Annotated in this window: 21 protein-coding genes and 1 tRNA gene; 9 read left to right on the top strand and 13 right to left on the bottom strand. The window is 40.3% G+C overall.

Annotated features, from left to right (window positions below):
• Positions 1-14: 14 nt before the first annotated feature.
• Positions 15-1,403, bottom strand: coding sequence for a D-xylose transporter XylE (gene xylE, locus ACQKIC_RS08325; RefSeq protein ID WP_427590999.1), 1,389 nt, complete (start codon positions 1,401-1,403; stop codon positions 15-17).
• 176 nt (positions 1,404-1,579) lie between these two features.
• Positions 1,580-2,902, bottom strand: coding sequence for a xylose isomerase (gene xylA, locus ACQKIC_RS08320; protein ID WP_402867830.1), 1,323 nt, complete (start codon positions 2,900-2,902; stop codon positions 1,580-1,582).
• Positions 2,903-3,071: 169 nt separating this feature from the next.
• On the opposite strand from xylA, the gene ACQKIC_RS08315 reads away from it, so the two are divergent.
• On the top strand, positions 3,072-4,235 hold the full coding sequence (locus ACQKIC_RS08315) for an ROK family protein (RefSeq protein WP_427590998.1): 1,164 nt from the start codon (positions 3,072-3,074) through the stop codon (positions 4,233-4,235).
• A gap of 56 nt (positions 4,236-4,291) precedes the next feature.
• Here ACQKIC_RS08315 and ACQKIC_RS08310 read toward each other — a convergent pair whose 3' ends face one another.
• From ACQKIC_RS08310 to ACQKIC_RS08300, 3 genes are all read right to left on the bottom strand, one after another.
• Positions 4,292-4,816 (bottom strand): type 1 glutamine amidotransferase domain-containing protein, encoded by a 525-nt coding sequence (locus ACQKIC_RS08310; protein ID WP_427590997.1) that lies wholly within the window; start codon positions 4,814-4,816, stop codon positions 4,292-4,294.
• A 163-nt stretch (positions 4,817-4,979) separates the two neighbouring features.
• Positions 4,980-5,888 carry a UDP-N-acetylmuramate dehydrogenase gene (gene murB, locus ACQKIC_RS08305; RefSeq protein WP_402867827.1) on the bottom strand — a complete coding sequence of 303 codons (909 nt, stop codon included), beginning with the start codon at positions 5,886-5,888 and terminating at the stop codon, positions 4,980-4,982.
• A gap of 331 nt (positions 5,889-6,219) precedes the next feature.
• A tRNA-Val gene (locus tag ACQKIC_RS08300) sits at positions 6,220-6,291 on the bottom strand.
• 215 nt (positions 6,292-6,506) lie between these two features.
• Here ACQKIC_RS08300 and ACQKIC_RS08295 point away from each other — a divergent pair.
• Positions 6,507-6,728, top strand: coding sequence for a hypothetical protein (locus ACQKIC_RS08295; protein WP_402867826.1), 222 nt, complete (start codon positions 6,507-6,509; stop codon positions 6,726-6,728).
• Positions 6,729-6,767: 39 nt separating this feature from the next.
• On the opposite strand, the gene ACQKIC_RS08290 is transcribed toward ACQKIC_RS08295, so the two are convergent.
• Complete coding sequence (locus ACQKIC_RS08290; RefSeq protein ID WP_402867825.1) at positions 6,768-7,325, bottom strand: phosphatidylglycerophosphatase A family protein; 558 nt, start codon at positions 7,323-7,325, stop codon at positions 6,768-6,770.
• 175 nt (positions 7,326-7,500) lie between these two features.
• Between ACQKIC_RS08290 and ACQKIC_RS08285 the strand changes: the two genes are divergently transcribed.
• The 5 genes from ACQKIC_RS08285 (at position 7,501) to ACQKIC_RS08265 (ending at position 10,378) form a co-directional block, all read left to right on the top strand.
• Complete coding sequence (locus ACQKIC_RS08285; protein ID WP_402867824.1) at positions 7,501-8,223, top strand: alpha/beta hydrolase; 723 nt, start codon at positions 7,501-7,503, stop codon at positions 8,221-8,223.
• Between the two features lie 78 nt (positions 8,224-8,301).
• Positions 8,302-8,817 (top strand): YjcG family protein, encoded by a 516-nt coding sequence (locus ACQKIC_RS08280; protein ID WP_402867823.1) that lies wholly within the window; start codon positions 8,302-8,304, stop codon positions 8,815-8,817.
• Positions 8,818-8,821: 4 nt separating this feature from the next.
• Positions 8,822-9,250: a GNAT family N-acetyltransferase gene (locus ACQKIC_RS08275; protein WP_402987485.1), complete on the top strand. Its 429-nt coding sequence runs from the start codon at positions 8,822-8,824 to the stop codon at positions 9,248-9,250.
• A 143-nt stretch (positions 9,251-9,393) separates the two neighbouring features.
• Positions 9,394-9,657 (top strand): hypothetical protein, encoded by a 264-nt coding sequence (locus ACQKIC_RS08270; protein ID WP_402987482.1) that lies wholly within the window; start codon positions 9,394-9,396, stop codon positions 9,655-9,657.
• A 229-nt stretch (positions 9,658-9,886) separates the two neighbouring features.
• Entirely contained in the window at positions 9,887-10,378 is a 492-nt protein-coding gene (locus ACQKIC_RS08265; RefSeq protein ID WP_402867820.1) for a spore coat protein, read from the top strand.
• Between the two features lie 54 nt (positions 10,379-10,432).
• Here the strand turns inward: ACQKIC_RS08265 and ACQKIC_RS08260 are convergent, their stop codons facing one another.
• Positions 10,433-10,729, bottom strand: coding sequence for a hypothetical protein (locus tag ACQKIC_RS08260; RefSeq protein WP_402955906.1), 297 nt, complete (start codon positions 10,727-10,729; stop codon positions 10,433-10,435).
• Between the two features lie 149 nt (positions 10,730-10,878).
• Here ACQKIC_RS08260 and ACQKIC_RS08255 point away from each other — a divergent pair, with 149 nt between their 5' ends.
• Positions 10,879-13,152 carry an ATP-dependent helicase gene (locus ACQKIC_RS08255; RefSeq protein ID WP_402987479.1) on the top strand — a complete coding sequence of 758 codons (2,274 nt, stop codon included), beginning with the start codon at positions 10,879-10,881 and terminating at the stop codon, positions 13,150-13,152.
• Between the two features lie 56 nt (positions 13,153-13,208).
• Here the strand turns inward: ACQKIC_RS08255 and ACQKIC_RS08250 are convergent, their stop codons facing one another.
• The 6 genes from ACQKIC_RS08250 to ACQKIC_RS08225 all read right to left on the bottom strand — a co-directional run bounded on the left by ACQKIC_RS08250 (position 13,209) and on the right by ACQKIC_RS08225 (position 16,238).
• Entirely contained in the window at positions 13,209-13,463 is a 255-nt protein-coding gene (locus tag ACQKIC_RS08250) for a stage VI sporulation protein F (RefSeq protein ID WP_402867817.1), read from the bottom strand.
• A 112-nt stretch (positions 13,464-13,575) separates the two neighbouring features.
• Positions 13,576-13,740, bottom strand: coding sequence for a YjcZ family sporulation protein (locus ACQKIC_RS08245; protein ID WP_402867816.1), 165 nt, complete (start codon positions 13,738-13,740; stop codon positions 13,576-13,578).
• 108 nt (positions 13,741-13,848) lie between these two features.
• The gene (gene spoVAE / locus ACQKIC_RS08240) at positions 13,849-14,205 is read right to left on the bottom strand and encodes a stage V sporulation protein AE (protein ID WP_402987473.1); all 357 of its coding nucleotides are present in this window, start codon (positions 14,203-14,205) and stop codon (positions 13,849-13,851) included.
• Positions 14,206-14,221: 16 nt separating this feature from the next.
• On the bottom strand, positions 14,222-15,247 hold the full coding sequence (spoVAD, locus tag ACQKIC_RS08235; RefSeq protein ID WP_403123624.1) for a stage V sporulation protein AD: 1,026 nt from the start codon (positions 15,245-15,247) through the stop codon (positions 14,222-14,224).
• 3 nt (positions 15,248-15,250) lie between these two features.
• Complete coding sequence (spoVAC, locus tag ACQKIC_RS08230) at positions 15,251-15,721, bottom strand: stage V sporulation protein AC (protein ID WP_402867813.1); 471 nt, start codon at positions 15,719-15,721, stop codon at positions 15,251-15,253.
• A gap of 19 nt (positions 15,722-15,740) precedes the next feature.
• A complete protein-coding gene (locus tag ACQKIC_RS08225; protein WP_402867812.1) occupies positions 15,741-16,238 on the bottom strand; it encodes a YhcN/YlaJ family sporulation lipoprotein in 498 nt (165 codons plus the stop codon).
• A gap of 214 nt (positions 16,239-16,452) precedes the next feature.
• On the opposite strand from ACQKIC_RS08225, the gene ACQKIC_RS08220 reads away from it, so the two are divergent.
• Positions 16,453-17,280, top strand: an 828-nt coding sequence (locus ACQKIC_RS08220) for a transposase (protein ID WP_427591502.1), incomplete at its 3' end; no start/stop codon positions are given.

Genomic DNA, 17,280 nt, shown 5'->3' with positions numbered 1-17,280 from the left:
CGTATTCTTTATTGTCAAGCCGATTTCGTCCAGATATTTTCCATATCCTCCAACGTCTTTCCTTTCGTTTCCGGTATGAACTTCCATACGAAAATGGCCGAAAGAACACTCATTAAACCATAGAACCCATATGTTAAAGCACCACTGTACTCCATCATCATAGGATATGTGGCAGATATTAAGTAATTAGCGATCCATTGGGCTGCAACAGCGATGGCAACAGCCTGGCCTCGAATTTTGTTCGGGAATATTTCTGAAATCAATACCCAGCAAATAGGTCCCCACGACATCATGAATGAAGCCGTATATACAATAATGAATACTAACGTGCTAATCCCAATCACATTGGCGTACGCCATTCCTGCTACTCCAAACATTCCTATGGCCATTCCTATGGAACCGACTACGAGTAATGGTTTTCGTCCCCATTTATCCACGTTCATGATGGCAATAACAGTAAAGATAACGTTTACAATTCCCATAATGATGGTTTGCATCATCGAAGCATCTTTTCCTACTCCCATGCTTTCAAAAATGCGCGGAGCATAATACAAAGCAACATTAATGCCGACAAATTGTTGAAAAACAGATAGGAGAATGCCTATGACGATTACTAGTTTACCGTAAGATAATAATTTCCCACTGGATACATTCACCGTTTGTTTAATATCATTAAAAATGGACTTTGCCTCAACAGCTCCATTAATCTTTGTTAATATTGCCAGTGCTTTATCATTTTGATGTTTCAACGCTAGATATCGTGGTGTTTCTGGAACGAATATCAGGAGCAGACCAAACAATAGAGCCGGAATTGCTTCCGAAGCGAACATGTATCTCCAACCGATGTCATTGATCCATTCTACTGATTGCCCATTAGCGATGGCCCAGTTAACGAAGTACACGACTAACATCCCAAGAATGATGGCAAATTGATTAAAGGATACCAATTTACCTCGGATATCAGCAGGAGCAATCTCCCCTATATACATAGGGACGATTGCTGAAGCCAAACCCACTCCAATGCCGCCTATAATCCGATATACGTTAAACGTGAGCAATAACGCTAGCGTCGGTTCGCCTTTTGTGAAAAATAAAAACTCCGGATAAGCGGACCCTAAAGCAGAAAAAAAGAATAACAGAGAAGCTAGGATTAATGAATTCTTACGCCCGAGTCTACTTGAGATCATCCCGGACAGCAAACCTCCGATGATACACCCAATCAATGCACTTGAGGTCGTTGCCCCGTGGGCTAAAGACCCGAGACCTAAACTCGTAATGAAGTAGGCTTCTAGGGATTTTTCCGCCCCGGATATTACAGCCGTATCATATCCAAATAGCAATCCACCAAGTGCCGCTACTAGTGTAAGTGAAAAAATATAAAGTGAGTTACGATTTTTTTTCATAGTTTCATAGAGTTAGAATAAACCCGTAAAAGAAAAAAGCCAAGGTAATTCCAGCAGTTTCTTTTCTTTCACCAATTAAACTCCTTCTCCATAACCCCCTCTACTTGAATTAGAAGATATGACTATACATGAATCCAATCATAAATCGTATGCTAGTTCCTCCCTCCATTCACCTTTTATTCTGCAATTGCTTTAAGAATGTATTTGTTCAATATGCCTTTTAAGTATTCTTGTCTGCCCGATTTATTTTGGATTTCATCAAGACCAAGTGCATAGTCTTCCAATTTACGAAAATCTGTTTTCCCTTCAACAATTTCCAAGCCGATTCCGGCGGTGTAACTGCTGTAACGATCCGCAATGAAATCTTCCAACACTTTGTCTTCAAGTAACTTTTTCGCAACCTTAGTACCAATCGCAAAGCTATCCATTCCAGCAATATGCGCATGGAATAAATCTTCGTAATCGAAAGATCCCCGTCTTACTTTCGCATCAAAATTCAGACCGCCTGTTCCAAGACCCTCGTTTTTAAGGATTTCGTACATCGCCAACGTCGTTGAATACAAGTCAGTCGGGAATTCATCCGTATCCCATCCAAGCAACGTATCCCCTTGGTTTGCATCGACGGAACCAAGCATCCCGTGAGTACGGGCAACATGCAATTCATGTTCGAATGTATGGCCTGCCAATATTGCATGGTTTGCCTCGATATTAAATTTGAAATGATCCTTCAAGCCATACGTCTGTAGAAAAGCAAGACCCGTTGCGACATCGAAGTCATATTGGTGCTTCGTCGGTTCCTTTGGTTTTGGTTCAATCAAGAACTGGGCATCGAAACCAATCTCTTTGGAGTAATCCAGGGCCATATGGAAGAAGCGGGCCAAGTTATCCAGTTCTAACTTCATATTCGTATTAAGAAGCGTATCGTAGCCTTCACGTCCGCCCCAGAATACATAATTTTCTGAACCTAACTCCTTCCCTACTTCCAATCCTTTCTTCACTTTCGCAGCCGCATAGGCAAATACATCCGCATTCGGCGAAGTTGCTGCACCGTGAACCCAGCGAGGATTAGAGAACATATTCGCCGTATTCCAAAGTAATTTCGTCTTGCTAGTCTTCAAGTATTCCTTGATCATGGCCACAATTTCATCCATGTTCTTATTTGTCTCCCTCAATGTGTCTCCTTCAGGAGCGACGTCGACATCATGGAAACAGAAGAATGGAACGTCCATTTTTTCAAAAAATTCAAAGGAAGCTTCCACACGTGCCTTTGCTAGGTCCATTCCCGTAAATTTATTATATGGACGGAGCATTGTTGGTTGTCCAAATGGATCTGTACCATCTGCAGTGAATGTATGCCAGTACGAAACGGCAAAGCGTAAAAACTCTTCCATCGTCTTTCCGTTAATCATTTCTTCCGGGTTGTAATATTTAAAGGCAAATTGATTTGAAGATTCTGAACCTTCGAACTTTACTTGACTGATTGTTTCAAAATAACCCATAGTTGTATTTCCTCCTTAAATAGAATCGAATTGGAATCGCTTCCATTATTTATAAAAATATAATACCAGCAATAACTTAGTTTGTCTAATGAATATACTAAGTGTTTTGACTTTTTTTTGTTATAATAAAACTTACCTAAAATGAATTATTATTAGAGGAGGTAGAAAGATGACCTGGAGCCAACAACTAATGAAAGTGAATAACAAGCAGGCCATTTTAGAAACTATCCTGAAACGTGCACCGATATCTCGGGCAGATATCTCTCAGCATCTCGGACTCACGAAGGGGACTGTTTCTTCTCTCGTCAATGAATTATTGGAAGCTAATCTTTGCATTGAATCAGGGCCAGGAGAGTCTAGCGGTGGAAGACGTCCAGTCCTGTTGTTGTTTCAAGAAAAGGCCGGCTACTCGATTGGAATAGATCTTGGAGTAAATTATATGTTAGGTATACTTACTGATCTCAATGGTGACATTATAGGGGAAATTAGTAGGAATACGAATAATGCAAACTACCAAGAAACTTTTGATCGTATGAAAGAAATGATTCAATCTTTAATAAAAACTGCCCCCGAAAGCTATTACGGAGTGGTAGGAATCGGAATTGGTATTCCTGGAATCGTTAATAACAAAGGGGAAATTTTACTTGCTCCGAACTTAGGTTGGAAGAATGTTGACCTAAAAAAAGACATGGAAGAAGAGTTTGGTCTCCCTGTCATCATAGAAAACGAAGCAAATGCCGGGGCCTATGGAGAAAAGAAATTTGGCGCCGGCAAAGGCCATGAACATCTTGTTTACGTAAGCGCGGGTATGGGCATTGGGGTCGGCATTATCCTCCAAAATGAACTGTACCGCGGAGCGAATGGATTTTCCGGAGAAATGGGCCACATGATCATTGACGTTCATGGAAAGCCCTGCAAATGTGGAAGCAAGGGTTGCTGGGAATTATACGCATCCGAAAAAGCATTGATTGAACGGGCATCATCACTTTTCCAGTTGGAAGAAACCACGCTTGAATCATTGGTTGATCAGGCAAGCCATAATGAAGGAATCCGTGACCTTTTCAAAGAAATTGGACAATATCTTGGGATTGGCATTAGCAATATTTCCAATACCTTCAACCCTCAGCAGATTATTATCGGAAACCGCCTAGCTATGGCCAAGGACTGGTTAAGGGATTCCATAGTGAAGGTAGTTGAAAGCCATGCCCTCCAGTTCAATCAAGAAAAATTGCATATCAGCTTTTCTGATTTATCTTCCTATTCCCCTTCATTAGGGGTATCGGCCCATGTAATCGAAAATTTCTTGAAAACAAATTTGAATCACATAAATTAATAAGTTTATATGAAACAAAAAGTGATTTCTCCCTCAGGAAAAACCACTTTTTTGTTTCATTTCTCTTCAATTACCCGAATCAATTCCCGTAAATAATCGGGAAGATCCGGTGGACGTCTGCTCGATACCAGGTTTCCGTCCACCACAACAGGTTCGTCCATCCAATGTGCCCCGGCATTCTCCATATCATCTTTGATTCCGGGCGTACTTGTCACCTTCTTCCCTTGCAAAATTCCTGCCGAAACCAAGACCCAACCCGCATGGCATATTTGGCCAATCGGCTTCTTGCTTTCTTCCATACTCTGAATCAGAGAAATTACTTCAGGAAACCGACGAATCTTATCAGGTGCCCAGCCTCCTGGAACAAGAATCGCATCATAGTCTTCCGCTTTGATGCTGCCATAATCAAAATCTGAATCGGCTGGCACACCATATTTACCAATATACGTCTCATTTGCCTTTTCTCTGGCAAGATGGACGATGGCCCCTTCTTCCCTCAATCTTAAAATCGGATACCAAAGCTCCAAATCCTCGAAATCATGATGCACAAGACTGATTACTTTCTTTCCTTCTAAGCGCATATATCCCTCTCCTTCTATAACTTGTTCCCCTTAACTTAAAGGTATACTTCCCCCTTTTGGTAACTCGTACACTTTTATCTTTAAGTGCCTTTTTAAATTTCATCCTGGGATCTGATAAAAAGAAAAAAAGACTTTCTAATGAACGAAAGTCTTTTTTAGGATATTAGTCTTCTCCAATTATTTTCACTTCGGTTTCAAGCTCCACGTCGAATTTCCTTTTAACGGTGTCTTGAACATATTGAATGAGTTCCAAATAATCGGTGGCTGTTGCGGAACCAACATTTACGATAAATCCAGCATGTTTAGTGGAAACTTGAGCTCCACCGATTTGCTTTCCTTGCAAACCGCTATCCTGGATTAATTTACCTGCAAAGTGTCCAGGCGGACGTTTGAAGACACTTCCACAAGACGGAAATTCAAGCGGTTGTTTAGATTCCCTCTGGAAAGTAAAATCATCCATTTTACTTTTAATGTCTTCGTATTCTCCCTTTCTTAATAAGAAGGTAGCTTCTAATACCAGTAGTTTTTCTTTTGAAAAGCGGCTAGAACGATAGCCCAGTTCTAATTCATCCTTTTTCAAAGTCTGCAAATCTCCAGAACGGGTGATGACCAGGGCTTCCTGTAGTACATCTGAAACTTCTCCACCATATGCCCCTGCATTCATATATAAAGCCCCTCCAACAGAACCGGGGATCCCGCAAGCAAACTCTAAACCAGTTAGACTATTTTGTAACGCGTATCGAGAGGCTTGAATGATAGCAGCACCACTTTGAACGGTGAGCTTATTACCCTCCAATTCCATGCTTGCTATATCAATAAGGGTCATGACGATACCTCGTATGCCCCCATCTTTAATAATCATATTAGAACCATTCCCCACGATGGTTAAGGGTAAATGGTTGTTAAGCGCATAAACATATATCGCTTGGACTTCTTGATAGTTTGTAGGCATTACGAAGAAATCTGCCTTGCCACCTGTTTTTGTAAACGTATATTGATGTAGCGGTTCATTCATTCTCACATTACTTGGATGTACAATTCCCTGAAGATCTAAAAAAATTTGTTTACTCATTTATACAAACTCCCATTAAAAATTTTAGAAAAAAGAACAAACATTTCATTTCTTTTTGTACACATTAATCGTTAGATATTTCATTCTATGCTTCATATAAGCGAAAAACAACGATTTACACTTATTTATAACCTGCCATTTATTCCAATAACCACACTTTTCAATATTTAGTTATGGCTACATTCCCCGGTTCACCATTAATGAAGGAAAGAGGAGCTCATCCCCACCAGTAGAACTCTAAAAAGAATCCTATATGTTTCTCAGGATCATCCAGTAAAACCATAATAAAAAACGGCGAAAACATTGATTGTACAATGCTTACGCCGTTGGATGACCTGTGAGGGATTCGAACCCACGACCCCTTCCCTGTCAAGGAAGTGCTCTCCCACTGAGCTAACAAGTCGTATGTAATAGTTGGCTTGCTCTGTTACTTAAGTACATAATTTATTATAAGTTCTTTTCGACAAAAGTCAACGAATTATTTAAAAAAAGTTTAGCGTTTGCCTTTAAATAAAAGATATGGAACAAGACAAGAACAAATGTTCTTTATTTCCTTGCATAACAAACGTATGTTCGCATATAATATAAACAAGAAAGATAGAAACGGAGGCCAGCGGAATGAAATATATCATTCGGAAACATATGGATGAAAAGGTTCCTTTAGAAATCATTTACCTATCTGAAAATGGAAAGATTACACAGCGCAGAATTGAAGTTCTTGAAGTATATTCAGGTTATATCCGTGCCTTTTGCTTTCTTCGGCGGACAAAACGAACGTTTAAAATAGAAAACATCCTCTCTGCCCGCCTTATTAAGTCCAGGTATGATAGGTCAGGATAATCCCGATTACTACCTAACGCATCATTGATTGTTCCAAACTTATCCGATTAATTCCTCTTCTTCCTGTATATCCTTTTCTTGTTCAGTTAAAGATTCTTCATCATCTCTTAGACGGTGTGCCAATCTTGAGGCAGCGCTTGCTGCAATGCTTGCAACAATATCATCGAGGAAGGTATGCACGACTCCCTCTTGCTTCTTATCCAATTCGTGAATGACGCCTATTTTATTCTTATCCAAATGTCCAAAGGTTGTCACGGCAATGCTTCCATAACCAAGTACGGCACCAAAGGCAATCGTTTCATCCACTCCAAACAGACCTTCATCCGATTCGACAATGGATTGAAGCGGTTCCGATAGCTTCTTTTGTTCTGCCAGTCGATCAAGTTCAACACCAACTAAAATGGCATGTTGAATTTCTCTCTTTAAAAGCACCCTTTCAACACTTCTAATACATTCCTCTAATTTCAAATCAGCTTTATAAGGGAATTGTAGTTCAAAGACAATCTCTGCAATAGCCTCCACACTTACACCACGATCTAGTAATGTTTGTTTAGCCGCTCTTGTAACTTCCCTGCTATGGACGCGTACATCTGCCATTTTATCTGCCTCCCCTTTTTTTGATATCTTTCCATTATACCATTAAATATTCTAAATATTTGGAAAATAAAAGAAAAATCACTTTTCTATATCCTTCAGACAGGAAAAAGAAGGATGGCTATGCTAAAATAACTAAGAACATTATTTTCATTATAAATTCATAGAGGTGCGGTAAATGAGTTTACGCAAAGGCACGATAAAAGAATATATGTTTAGAAGTGAGGCGTTATCTGAGGAATTAGAGCTACTTGTATATTTACCGGCTAATTTTTCACCACTTTATAAATATACGCTTGTCATAGCTCAAGATGGTCGAGATTATTTTCAAATGGGTCGAATAGGTCGTGTGACTGATGAACTTTTAGGAAATGGCGAGATTGAGAATATTATAATCGTCGGCATTCCCTATAAAGATCGGTTTGACCGTAGACGGAAATATCATCCTGATGGTGAACAGCACGAAGCCTACATACGATTTCTGGCCCATGAACTTGTTCCATTTTTAGATGAGGAATTCCCAACCTATCAAATGGGACATGGCCGGGCATTAATGGGGGATTCTCTTGGTGGCACGGTTTCCCTGCTCGCTGCACTTAAATATCCACATACATTCGGTAAATGCATCATGCAGTCTCCGCTTGCCAATGAAGAAGTGATGAATGCTGTCCGTAGTTTTGAGAATCCTCATCTCCTCGAACTGTATCATGTGATTGGAACCGAAGAGACTGACGTTCCCACTACAGATGGGAACCGGGCAAATTTCATAGAACCCAACCGGGAACTGCATCAATTGTTAAAACAAAAAGGATTCCCTTGCTTCTATGAAGAATTTGAAGGGAATCATACGTGGAAGTTTTGGCAGGCAGATTTAAAAAGGGCCCTTCTAGAAATGTTTTAACCTCGGTTAGAATGGTAAAAAAATGCATTTGGACTAGAGTTTTCGAAAAATTAAATTATAATCTTAGGAGGTAACAATATGAAATATGGTGTTGCAATTTTCCCTTCAAAAAAACTTCAAGATTTAGCAAACTCCTACCGGAAACGGTATGACACAAAGTACGCATTCATTCCACCACATCTCACACTTAAACAACCGTTTGAAGCGACTGAAACGGAAATTTCAGCAATCGCAGAACGCTTGAAAGACATTGCACGGAAGTTCCAGCCTTTCTCCTTAAATGTGACGAAAGCGAAATCCTTCCAACCCGTCAGCAACACCATTTATTTTAAAGTGGAGCTGTCAAAGGAACTTGAAGACTTACACGAAATGCTTCATGATGAGAATTTCTTCAAAAATGAAACAGAACATGCTTTCGTTCCACATATAACGATTGCACAAGATCTATCTGATAACGAACATTCGGATGTTTTAGGTCAATTAAGCATGCTTGATGTAAGCCATGAAGAAGATGTCAAAAGAATTCATTTATTGTATCAATTGGAAGATGGAACATGGACTGTATATGAAACATTTCGTTTAGGAGCTGAATAATTTCGTGTTTGTAAAAATTGTTGAAAACGAGCAAGAACGTGGATATGCTTACACCATAAGAAAAAGAGTGTTTGTAGAGGAACAACATGTCCCACTTGAAGAAGAGATTGACCAATATGAAGAAGACTCCACCCACTTCGTTTTATATAACGAGGAAGAGCAGCCTATTGGTGCGGGGAGATTTCGAATCATTGACGGGATTGGTAAGGTCCAGCGCATCTGTGTACTCTCTAACTCCCGTAAAACTGGGGCTGGTGCCCTGATCATGAATGCCATTGAAGAATTTGCGATTTCTCATGACATCTCTCAATTGAAGCTCGATGCTCAATTACATGCCATCCCCTTTTACTCGAAATTAGGGTATGAAATCATTTCCGAGGAATTTATGGATGCAGGGATTCCCCATAAAACGATGAAAAAAAAGATTTCCTAATAAAAACGCTGTTCCCTTGGAATTTCCACAGGGGACAGCGTTTTTTTATATATACCATTCTCGTAAAAATCCCTTCCCATTCTATGTCAATATTCACAAATAAACATAGTCTATATATAGAAAGCAAGAAGGAGGGAAATTTTATGAGTAACAATGGATTCAACATGGATGAATCTCAAAAAAGGTTAATGGAACTACTCGTTTCAAGGACTTTGAGAAAGCATGGTGTCAAAAAGGATAAAGTTGATTTGAGTGATAAAGAAAGAAGTCACTTAAAAGAGACCATACAGTTTTTACAGAAACAATCTGAAATGCTTATCAATCAAGAGAAAAGCATTACAGAAAATGATGTGAATCCCGTCACAAATTCTCACCACACTAGTTATTCCGATACCAAAGACAAATAACTAACATTCCTCCTATTCAATTACGCTCTTTTCGGTATGAAGCGCAGACTGGACCTTGCTTCTTTACCATTCATTCTGAACACTTCATTCCATGATGCTTCATCCGTTCGCACAAACTCTTCAAAAAAATATTTGAAAATAAACGAATGAATTGATTTATTCGTCCAACCAAATTTACATGCATAGCATATTTTAATAGGGAATTAAACCCTAAGGAGGAAAAAACGACATGAACCAAAATGTATATCATAGCAACAATTGCAATACAACAAAACATTCTGAAAGATCATGGTCGGCTCTAGACAATAACACCAACCATCCCCTAACATCATTCTGTGAAGAATCCGCAAACGAAATTGAACAAGAAGCTAAACAGGATAATTCGCAACTCCAACTATCTGAAGAGCTTGTTTACATTAAAGATTCTTGTAATGTAAGAGTAATCTCTACAGATGTTAAAGCGGCCCTTTCTTTACAGACGGCAATCCAAGCAGCCATCGCTGTCATCGTCAGCATTTCCATTGCAGACACTGACCAAGCGGACCGCATTACTCAAGAATTGATTCAATCTTCTAATGTTAAACAAATTACACGTCAAAAAACAATTGTTGAAAACAGCCGTGATATCGAAATCACTACAACCGATGCTCAAATCGCCGTTAACATTCAATTGTTACTACAATTATTGTTAGCTCTAATTGTAGAATTAGACGTTCTTTAAGAGTGAACACAAAAAGGACACATAAATGTGTCCTTTTGTATTTCTATCGAAGTTTCAAACCATTTCGTTTACATATCCTCCTTTTCCTGTCATTTCAGCCGTGATTTCCTCTTGAGCCCTCATTAGTAAATGGTTCTTATACGCACCTGCTCCAGGTGATCTGTCCTGATTCATATTCGTGACATGGTCAAATTTTTCCGACCGCTTCGTTTCGTCTTCCAACACTTGGTCAAAACGAATTGGCTGAATGGGTGTCGTTCCATCAACGATTCTTGGCTTTCTCTCCGCTTCTACTGTCCGGTTTGCGTATTGAATGTATTCGAATTGCGTTACTGGCGCTATGTATCCCATCATTAACCCTCCTCACTATATAGGTTCTCTTGTCATTTACATACCCACTCCAGAATGAAACGAAACATCTTTTCCGGATTCTTTTTTTCTATTTCTCTGGTAAAATGGAGATTGCCGATATTTTTAATAGATTTGAGGTATCCATTTATATGAATCAAGCAAAATCGGGAAATGAAATCATACATCTACTTACTGTTTCGGCTAGTGAGCTGCAGACACTCTTTGAAAAAGGAAAACGTGATCAGCTCTCTTGTGTCATATGTGATAAGCCAGTGAAATTATTCATTGGCATTCATGAAACACCTTATTTTTATCACAGTGACCCTTCACGACCTGCTTGTGAAATGCCAAATCCTATATCAAAACCTGAAACTAAACCTTTAGAATACATGGAACAAAACGGATTCAGAATTCCTAAATCACGCACCATTACTGAAACGAAGACTGTTATCGAACCGTTTTTGAAAAGTCGGACCATTACAGGCAATCCTCCCTATTTGGATAAACCATCCGTCCGCACTGAACTTTTGGATCCTTACTTTCAGGAACTATCTGAAAAAGGGATCATGCTTGATGCCGAACAGTTAAAAGCAGTAAAAACGATAGAAGGTCCCGTCCTTGTTTTATCCGGGGCTGGAAGCGGTAAAACCAGAGTATTGACGGTAAGGACTGCCTATATGCTAACTGTAGAAAAAATAAATCCTAAAAGCATTATGCTTGTAACCTTTACAGCGAAATCTGCAAAGGAGATGCAGCAGCGGCTAATCAGCTACCCTTATATGTCCCCTTCCCTCGTCTCTCAAATTGTTAGTGGCACCTTCCACAGCATCTTTTATAAAATCTTGATCTTTCATGAGCCTGCAAAATGGCAACGGGACTTCCTGTTGAAGTGGAATTGGGAAAAAGAAAAAATATTGAAGCAGGCCGGTCGGGAGTTGGAGCTTGATGAAAAGGAATTTGCCTATGATCAGGCACTTCAGCAAATCGGCCTCTGGAAAAACTCGTTGATTTTTCCTGACGATGTCAAACCGAATGATGATTGGGAGAAATCCTGTCTATTCCTATATAAAAAGTATGAAGCGTATAAAGAACAAACAAGTAAATATGATTTCGATGATATGCTGGTAGGTTGCTACGTATTTTTGAAAAGCCATCCTGAATTGTTATTGAAATATCAACAACGGTTCCGCTATTTTTTAGTGGACGAGTTTCAGGATATTAATAAAGTTCAATATGAGTTGATAAAACTCCTTTCAGCGGAAACAAAAAATGTTTGTGCAGTTGGTGATGACGATCAAGCCATCTATTCATTCCGTGGGAGTGATCCAAAATATATCCTGAATTTCAACCATGATTTCCCTGGTTCCCAAGTCGTGAAGTTGACCGAAAATTACCGTTCTTCCCATGAGATTGTTGCTACGGCAAATAGAATGATAAAACGAAATCAGCATCGGATGGATAAAACGATGCGGGCACAACATAATCAAGGGAATCCAGCTGTGTTATTCTATCCGCATGATGAAGAGCTCGAAGCGACGATGATCGTGACCGACATACAAGAAAAGATATCCAAAGGTGCCAATCCTGGTGACTTCGCCATCCTTTACAGGACCCATACGATGTCGCGTGCCATTTTTGAAAGACTGGCATCTTCCAACCTTCCCTTCGTGATCGAAAAGGATGCGGATTCTTTTTATCAACGGCGGGTCATCCATGGCATGCTTGCATTCATGCGCTTAAGCCTGCACCCTCAGGATAGCAAGGCCGCTTCTGACGTCCTTTCTTCCTTGTTTTTAAAGCAGAGTGTCCTACAGGAGCTAAAAGCCCAGACGATCTTGCAAGATTGTGACTTTATCGATGCTTTTGCTTTTGTAAAAACGGGACATGCCTTTCAAGAACGTAAGTTAAAAGCAATACCGGCACAAATCCGTTCTATAAAGACCATGTCCCCGCTCGTGGCTTTAGAAGTCATCGAGAAGGATTTGGGCTATCAGGAGTATGTAAAGAAAAGGGGAAATGAAGCCCACTTGGAAAAAGGTTCGGATGATATTCGTGATTTGAAAGTGGCTGCTAATCGGTTTCCCACAGTCGCTTCCTTCCTCGACCATGTCGATCATATGACTGCCATGGTTCAGGAAGTGAAACAGCTATCCAAGCACTTTAAAGATGCCATTCAGCTCACGACGATTCACCGCTCTAAAGGCCTTGAATATCAATCTGTTTATATTCTGGCTGCGGTTGATGGCAGCCTTCCCCATGACTTTGCATTGGATTCGTATCGTAAGGGTGAACTTGGTCCTCTTGAAGAGGAAAGGAGATTGCTTTATGTGGCGGCGACCCGGGCCAAAAAGAATCTTTATATCTCTGTCCCGCAAACGAGACGTGGAAGGACGGCCCACCCATCCAGGTTCTTGAATCTTTAAAGATATCCAGGGAAACAGACAGGAGCCTGCAATACTGCAGGCTCCTGTTTCGCTTACTATTTTTTATTCATCATATTGGAAATTGTCCCGAAATCCAGTTTATTTCCCTCAGCAACGATAGAATGTACGATTTTGTCTTCCATTTCCTTGTTGACTGGTTTATTGGCTATTTGAGATACCCTTTTAATTACATTCCTGACAGTCGTTTCATCTTTAAAATTGGCACCCTGTAGTGAGTTTGCCAATTCCATAACATCCTTCATGTTTACACCCGTTTTTCCTTCTATGTTTTTAAACAAATTATTATCCATGCCTAAGCCCCTCCTTTTCTGTATCTATCTTATGGAAGGATGAGGGATATGTGCAAGGTCCATAAAAATCAATAAAAAAAGGAATAGGCAAATACAGCCTATTCCAATTACACTAACAGAAAGAAGCCCCGACAATAACTAATAGGATAAACAATACTACGATCAAGACGAACGTGGATCCAGCGCCAAATCCGCCGCCACCGTATGCTTCGCCTCCATATCCATAGCCATAGCCTTCATTGCAACCGCCACATCCGTAGCCACCATAACCAAACATATTACAATCACCTCGCTCTCAAATTGAGCTCACTGATAATATATGTAGGGTGGGACAATATGTATAGGCCATGCCCTAAACATCATGCCCATTTCCGCTATGTATGGATCATCCTTTCGGTCTGAAGACCAAAGCTCCGATAAATCCAAAGATGATAGCTGCAGAGATTCCTGAACTCGTGATTTCAAACATGCCGGTAAGGACGCCGACAATCCCATGCTTTTCTGCTTCTAACATGGCTCCGTTCACCAAGGAATTCCCAAAGGAAACAATGGGAATGGTTGCTCCTGCTCCTGCAAAGTCTATAAGCGGTTCATATAATTCGAAGCCTCCCAGTATGGCTCCTATTACAACGAATAAGCTTAGTGTATGTGCCGGGGTTAGCTTAGCCAAGTCGAATAAAAGCTGGCCGATTACACAAATCAAGCCTCCGATGACAAAGGCCCAAAAAAACATTGCTAACATCCTGATCTCTCCTTTTTCATGTATTTGTCCCATACTCAATGGCCACCGCATGGGCAATACACGGAATCGATTCTTTTTGCTGATACGTTAACGGTGACAATAATGCCCCTGTTGCAATCAATAATATCCGTTTATATTTCCCCTGACTCATTTCATTTAATAAATGACCGTATAACACGGCTGCGGAACAACCGGCACCACTTCCACCAGCTAAAACAGGCTGATCCTTTTTATAAATGATCAATCCACAGTCTTTGAATTTTTCCTGGTTGATCCTACATCCTTTTTCCTTCAAAAGATCCAACGCCGTGGACCTTCCTATCTGCCCTAAATCACCAGTGACAATCAAGTCATAATGGTCAGGGGTAAGACCCGTGTCTCTGAAATGAGCGATAATCGTATCTACGGCAGCGGGTGCCATTGCCCCCCCCATATTGAAAGGATCCTTCAACCCCATGTCAATGACTCTTCCAATGGTAGCGGAAACAACATGAGGGTATGCCTCCTGCCTCGTACCATTTGGAGTCACCAAAGCTACCCCCGCACCGGTTATCGTCCACTGAGCAGTAGGTGGTTTCTGTCCCCCATACTCTGTTGGATAACGGAATTGTTTTTCGACGGCTGCATTATGACTAGACGCCCCTGTCAGCACATAGTTAGCCCCACCGTAATTGGTGATGAAGGCTGCCAGGGCAAGACCTTCCATCGATGTAGAACAAGCACCGAACAAACCGAAGTACGGAATCCCATTGGTTCTAGCTGTCAGACTGGTGGGTGTAATCTGGTTGATTAAATCCCCTGCCAGAAAAAATTGCACTTGTTCCTTTTCAATTCCCCCTTTTTGCAGGGCAATCTCCACTGATTTTTCCATCAAATGACGATGGGCCTTTTCATACGAATCCTGCTCCATCCACAGGTCGCTGTACAGAATGTCAAAGTCACCCGGAATTTCACCATTTGCTTCAAAAGGTCCGCCCGTTACACCCGTACTTAAAATGATTGGTTTATTAGCGAACGTCCAAGTTTGTCTCCCCTTTAGCATCGATTAACCCCCTATCATCTGAATAATCGTTTTGATTAAAGCCACGACGAAAGCGGAAAATACACCAAATAGAATGACCGATCCCGCCAATTTAAACATATTGGAACCCACACCAAGGACGAATCCTTCCGTACGATGCTCGATGGCCGCTGAGATGACCGCGTTACCGAAGCCAGTAACAGGTACGGCACTACCAGCTCCAGCAAATTGCCCAATCCGGTCATAAAATCCGAAGCCCGTCATTAAAAGAGCAAGAAATACCATGGTTGCAGTGGTTGGGCTCCCGGCCGTCTGCTCCGTGAAATTAAAGAAGTAAATATAGAAATAAGAAATGGCTTGTCCCACTATGCAGAAAATACCGCCTACCAAAAAAGCTTTTAGACAATTGGTCAAGACAGGCCTTTTAATCTCGTGCTTGCCTTGAAGCTGTTTATATTCATCTTGCTGTGGGGTCGTCTTTTCCTTTCCGCTCATACTTTGAAACCTCGCCTTCTTATATTAATTCCTTATGAAGCTCAACTATTTCTTTGAATTTCTTTTTCGCTTTCTTTTCTGGTACATCTTTTTCCTTAAGCAATTCATCCAACCTTACTGACTCCAAAAAGATTTTATAATCGCTGGAAATGATAAATTTATACTTTGGATACTTGTCTTCCAATTTTTTTGTCACGTTTTTATCGATTTTTTTCATATGAAAACGCTGTAGATGCTTTACTTTATAAGCCACGAGGATTTTCTTACCATTTTTGACAACGATCACATCATAAATTTCGTCTTCATCACTTACCATCTCCTTAACTTTCGTAATGAGTCCTTTTTCATCTTCTTCATCTTCTCCGTGAATGATATCCATCGGTTCCGGATTCGTTCGCTTGATTAAAGCCAATCCTTCTGTTTTCCCATCATCTTTACTGCTGCAGCCAGTTAATAGGAGCATAATGACTGCTAGAGACATCCAGCTAACATATAAAATTCTCCGTTTTCTGAACATAGAATCACATCCTAATTTAACGTTCTATTATTATCTTCTTGTTTATCCCATTTTTTATGAATGGTAGGATTAGGAAATAAAAGAAGGGGCTGTCCCAAAAGTCAGGAAAATGACTTTTAGGGCAACCCTTTTTTTATGAAATTTATGCACAAAAAAATCGCCCTTTTTAGTAAAATGAAGTTACCACACACCATTTACGAAAGGACGATTTTTTATGAGCAATCCAAAGATCACTACAGAAAATTATAACATGGAACAAACTATACTACCACTCACCATTCAAGAGGAAACTACCGTTCCTCAAAAACGAAATTCTACACCTACTTTTATTCCCTATGATAACCAACAAACCACTGTTATTTTTGACATTCAGGATCTCATTCCGGTTCACCACGTGGCGCGTGTGATTGATCAAATGATTGAATCAGTAGAAGATAATGTCTTTTTTGAGCACTATAATGGTGGCGGACGTAGCTCTTACCATCCTAAAATGATGACGAAAGTCATTTTGTATGCCTATTCTCAAAAAGTCTATTCCTGTCGTGAAATCGCCAAACTGGTTAAAGAAAATATCCCAACAATGTGGCTGGCTGCCTTGCAAAAACCGGATTATCGAACGATTAATCGATTTCGCACACAACAAATGGATAAGCTCCTTCCGAAGCTATTTGAAGAAATGATCCATCAACTAATAGAAGAAAAGCACGTCACAATGGAGAACTATTTTCTAGACGGAACAAAGATTGAAGCAAGCGCAAACAAGTATTCATTTGTGTGGAAAAAGGCGACGACCAAATTTGAGGCGAAGCTGCAAGAAAAAATCGAAGAAACGTACCAACAGATTCAGACCATTGCAAATGAAGAGGGTCTTGAACTGTCTACTCAAGATGAAACCTCCTCATTAACGGCAGAGGAAAAACTAACTCAAATAGAAAAAGCATTAGTGGAAAAAGTTGAAAAGGAAACGAATGGTATCCAACTTGAAGAAGATGTCCAGGTACGAAAAGAAAAACGACGGGAACTCAGTCCGGTTAAGAAACTA

Source organism: Peribacillus sp. NPDC046944 (assembly GCF_050272735.1).
Lineage (GTDB): Bacteria > Bacillota > Bacilli > Bacillales > DSM-1321 > Peribacillus.
This window is presented reverse-complemented; position numbering and strand designations above follow the sequence as displayed.

What these genes read in the sequence shown, in the direction of transcription:
- spoVAE (WP_402987473.1), bottom strand. Translation starts at nt 14,205, where the DNA reads ATGTTAGCAATGTTTTTTTGGGCCTTTGTCATCGGAGGCTTGATTTGT.
- xylE (WP_427590999.1), bottom strand. Translation starts at nt 1,403, where the DNA reads ATGAAAAAAAATCGTAACTCACTTTATATTTTTTCACTTACACTAGTA.
- ACQKIC_RS08250 (WP_402867817.1), bottom strand. Translation starts at nt 13,463, where the DNA reads ATGGATAATAATTTGTTTAAAAACATAGAAGGAAAAACGGGTGTAAAC.
- ACQKIC_RS08265 (WP_402867820.1), top strand. Translation starts at nt 9,887, where the DNA reads ATGAACCAAAATGTATATCATAGCAACAATTGCAATACAACAAAACAT.
- spoVAD (WP_403123624.1), bottom strand. Translation starts at nt 15,247, where the DNA reads ATGCTAAAGGGGAGACAAACTTGGACGTTCGCTAATAAACCAATCATT.
- ACQKIC_RS08270 (WP_402987482.1), top strand. Translation starts at nt 9,394, where the DNA reads ATGAGTAACAATGGATTCAACATGGATGAATCTCAAAAAAGGTTAATG.
- ACQKIC_RS08310 (WP_427590997.1), bottom strand. Translation starts at nt 4,816, where the DNA reads ATGCGCTTAGAAGGAAAGAAAGTAATCAGTCTTGTGCATCATGATTTC.
- ACQKIC_RS08280 (WP_402867823.1), top strand. Translation starts at nt 8,302, where the DNA reads ATGAAATATGGTGTTGCAATTTTCCCTTCAAAAAAACTTCAAGATTTA.
- ACQKIC_RS08245 (WP_402867816.1), bottom strand. Translation starts at nt 13,740, where the DNA reads ATGTTTGGTTATGGTGGCTACGGATGTGGCGGTTGCAATGAAGGCTAT.
- ACQKIC_RS08285 (WP_402867824.1), top strand. Translation starts at nt 7,501, where the DNA reads ATGAGTTTACGCAAAGGCACGATAAAAGAATATATGTTTAGAAGTGAG.
- ACQKIC_RS08225 (WP_402867812.1), bottom strand. Translation starts at nt 16,238, where the DNA reads ATGTTCAGAAAACGGAGAATTTTATATGTTAGCTGGATGTCTCTAGCA.
- ACQKIC_RS08295 (WP_402867826.1), top strand. Translation starts at nt 6,507, where the DNA reads ATGAAATATATCATTCGGAAACATATGGATGAAAAGGTTCCTTTAGAA.
- ACQKIC_RS08290 (WP_402867825.1), bottom strand. Translation starts at nt 7,325, where the DNA reads ATGGCAGATGTACGCGTCCATAGCAGGGAAGTTACAAGAGCGGCTAAA.
- murB (WP_402867827.1), bottom strand. Translation starts at nt 5,888, where the DNA reads ATGAGTAAACAAATTTTTTTAGATCTTCAGGGAATTGTACATCCAAGT.
- ACQKIC_RS08260 (WP_402955906.1), bottom strand. Translation starts at nt 10,729, where the DNA reads ATGGGATACATAGCGCCAGTAACGCAATTCGAATACATTCAATACGCA.
- ACQKIC_RS08315 (WP_427590998.1), top strand. Translation starts at nt 3,072, where the DNA reads ATGACCTGGAGCCAACAACTAATGAAAGTGAATAACAAGCAGGCCATT.
- spoVAC (WP_402867813.1), bottom strand. Translation starts at nt 15,721, where the DNA reads ATGAGCGGAAAGGAAAAGACGACCCCACAGCAAGATGAATATAAACAG.
- xylA (WP_402867830.1), bottom strand. Translation starts at nt 2,902, where the DNA reads ATGGGTTATTTTGAAACAATCAGTCAAGTAAAGTTCGAAGGTTCAGAA.
- ACQKIC_RS08255 (WP_402987479.1), top strand. Translation starts at nt 10,879, where the DNA reads ATGAATCAAGCAAAATCGGGAAATGAAATCATACATCTACTTACTGTT.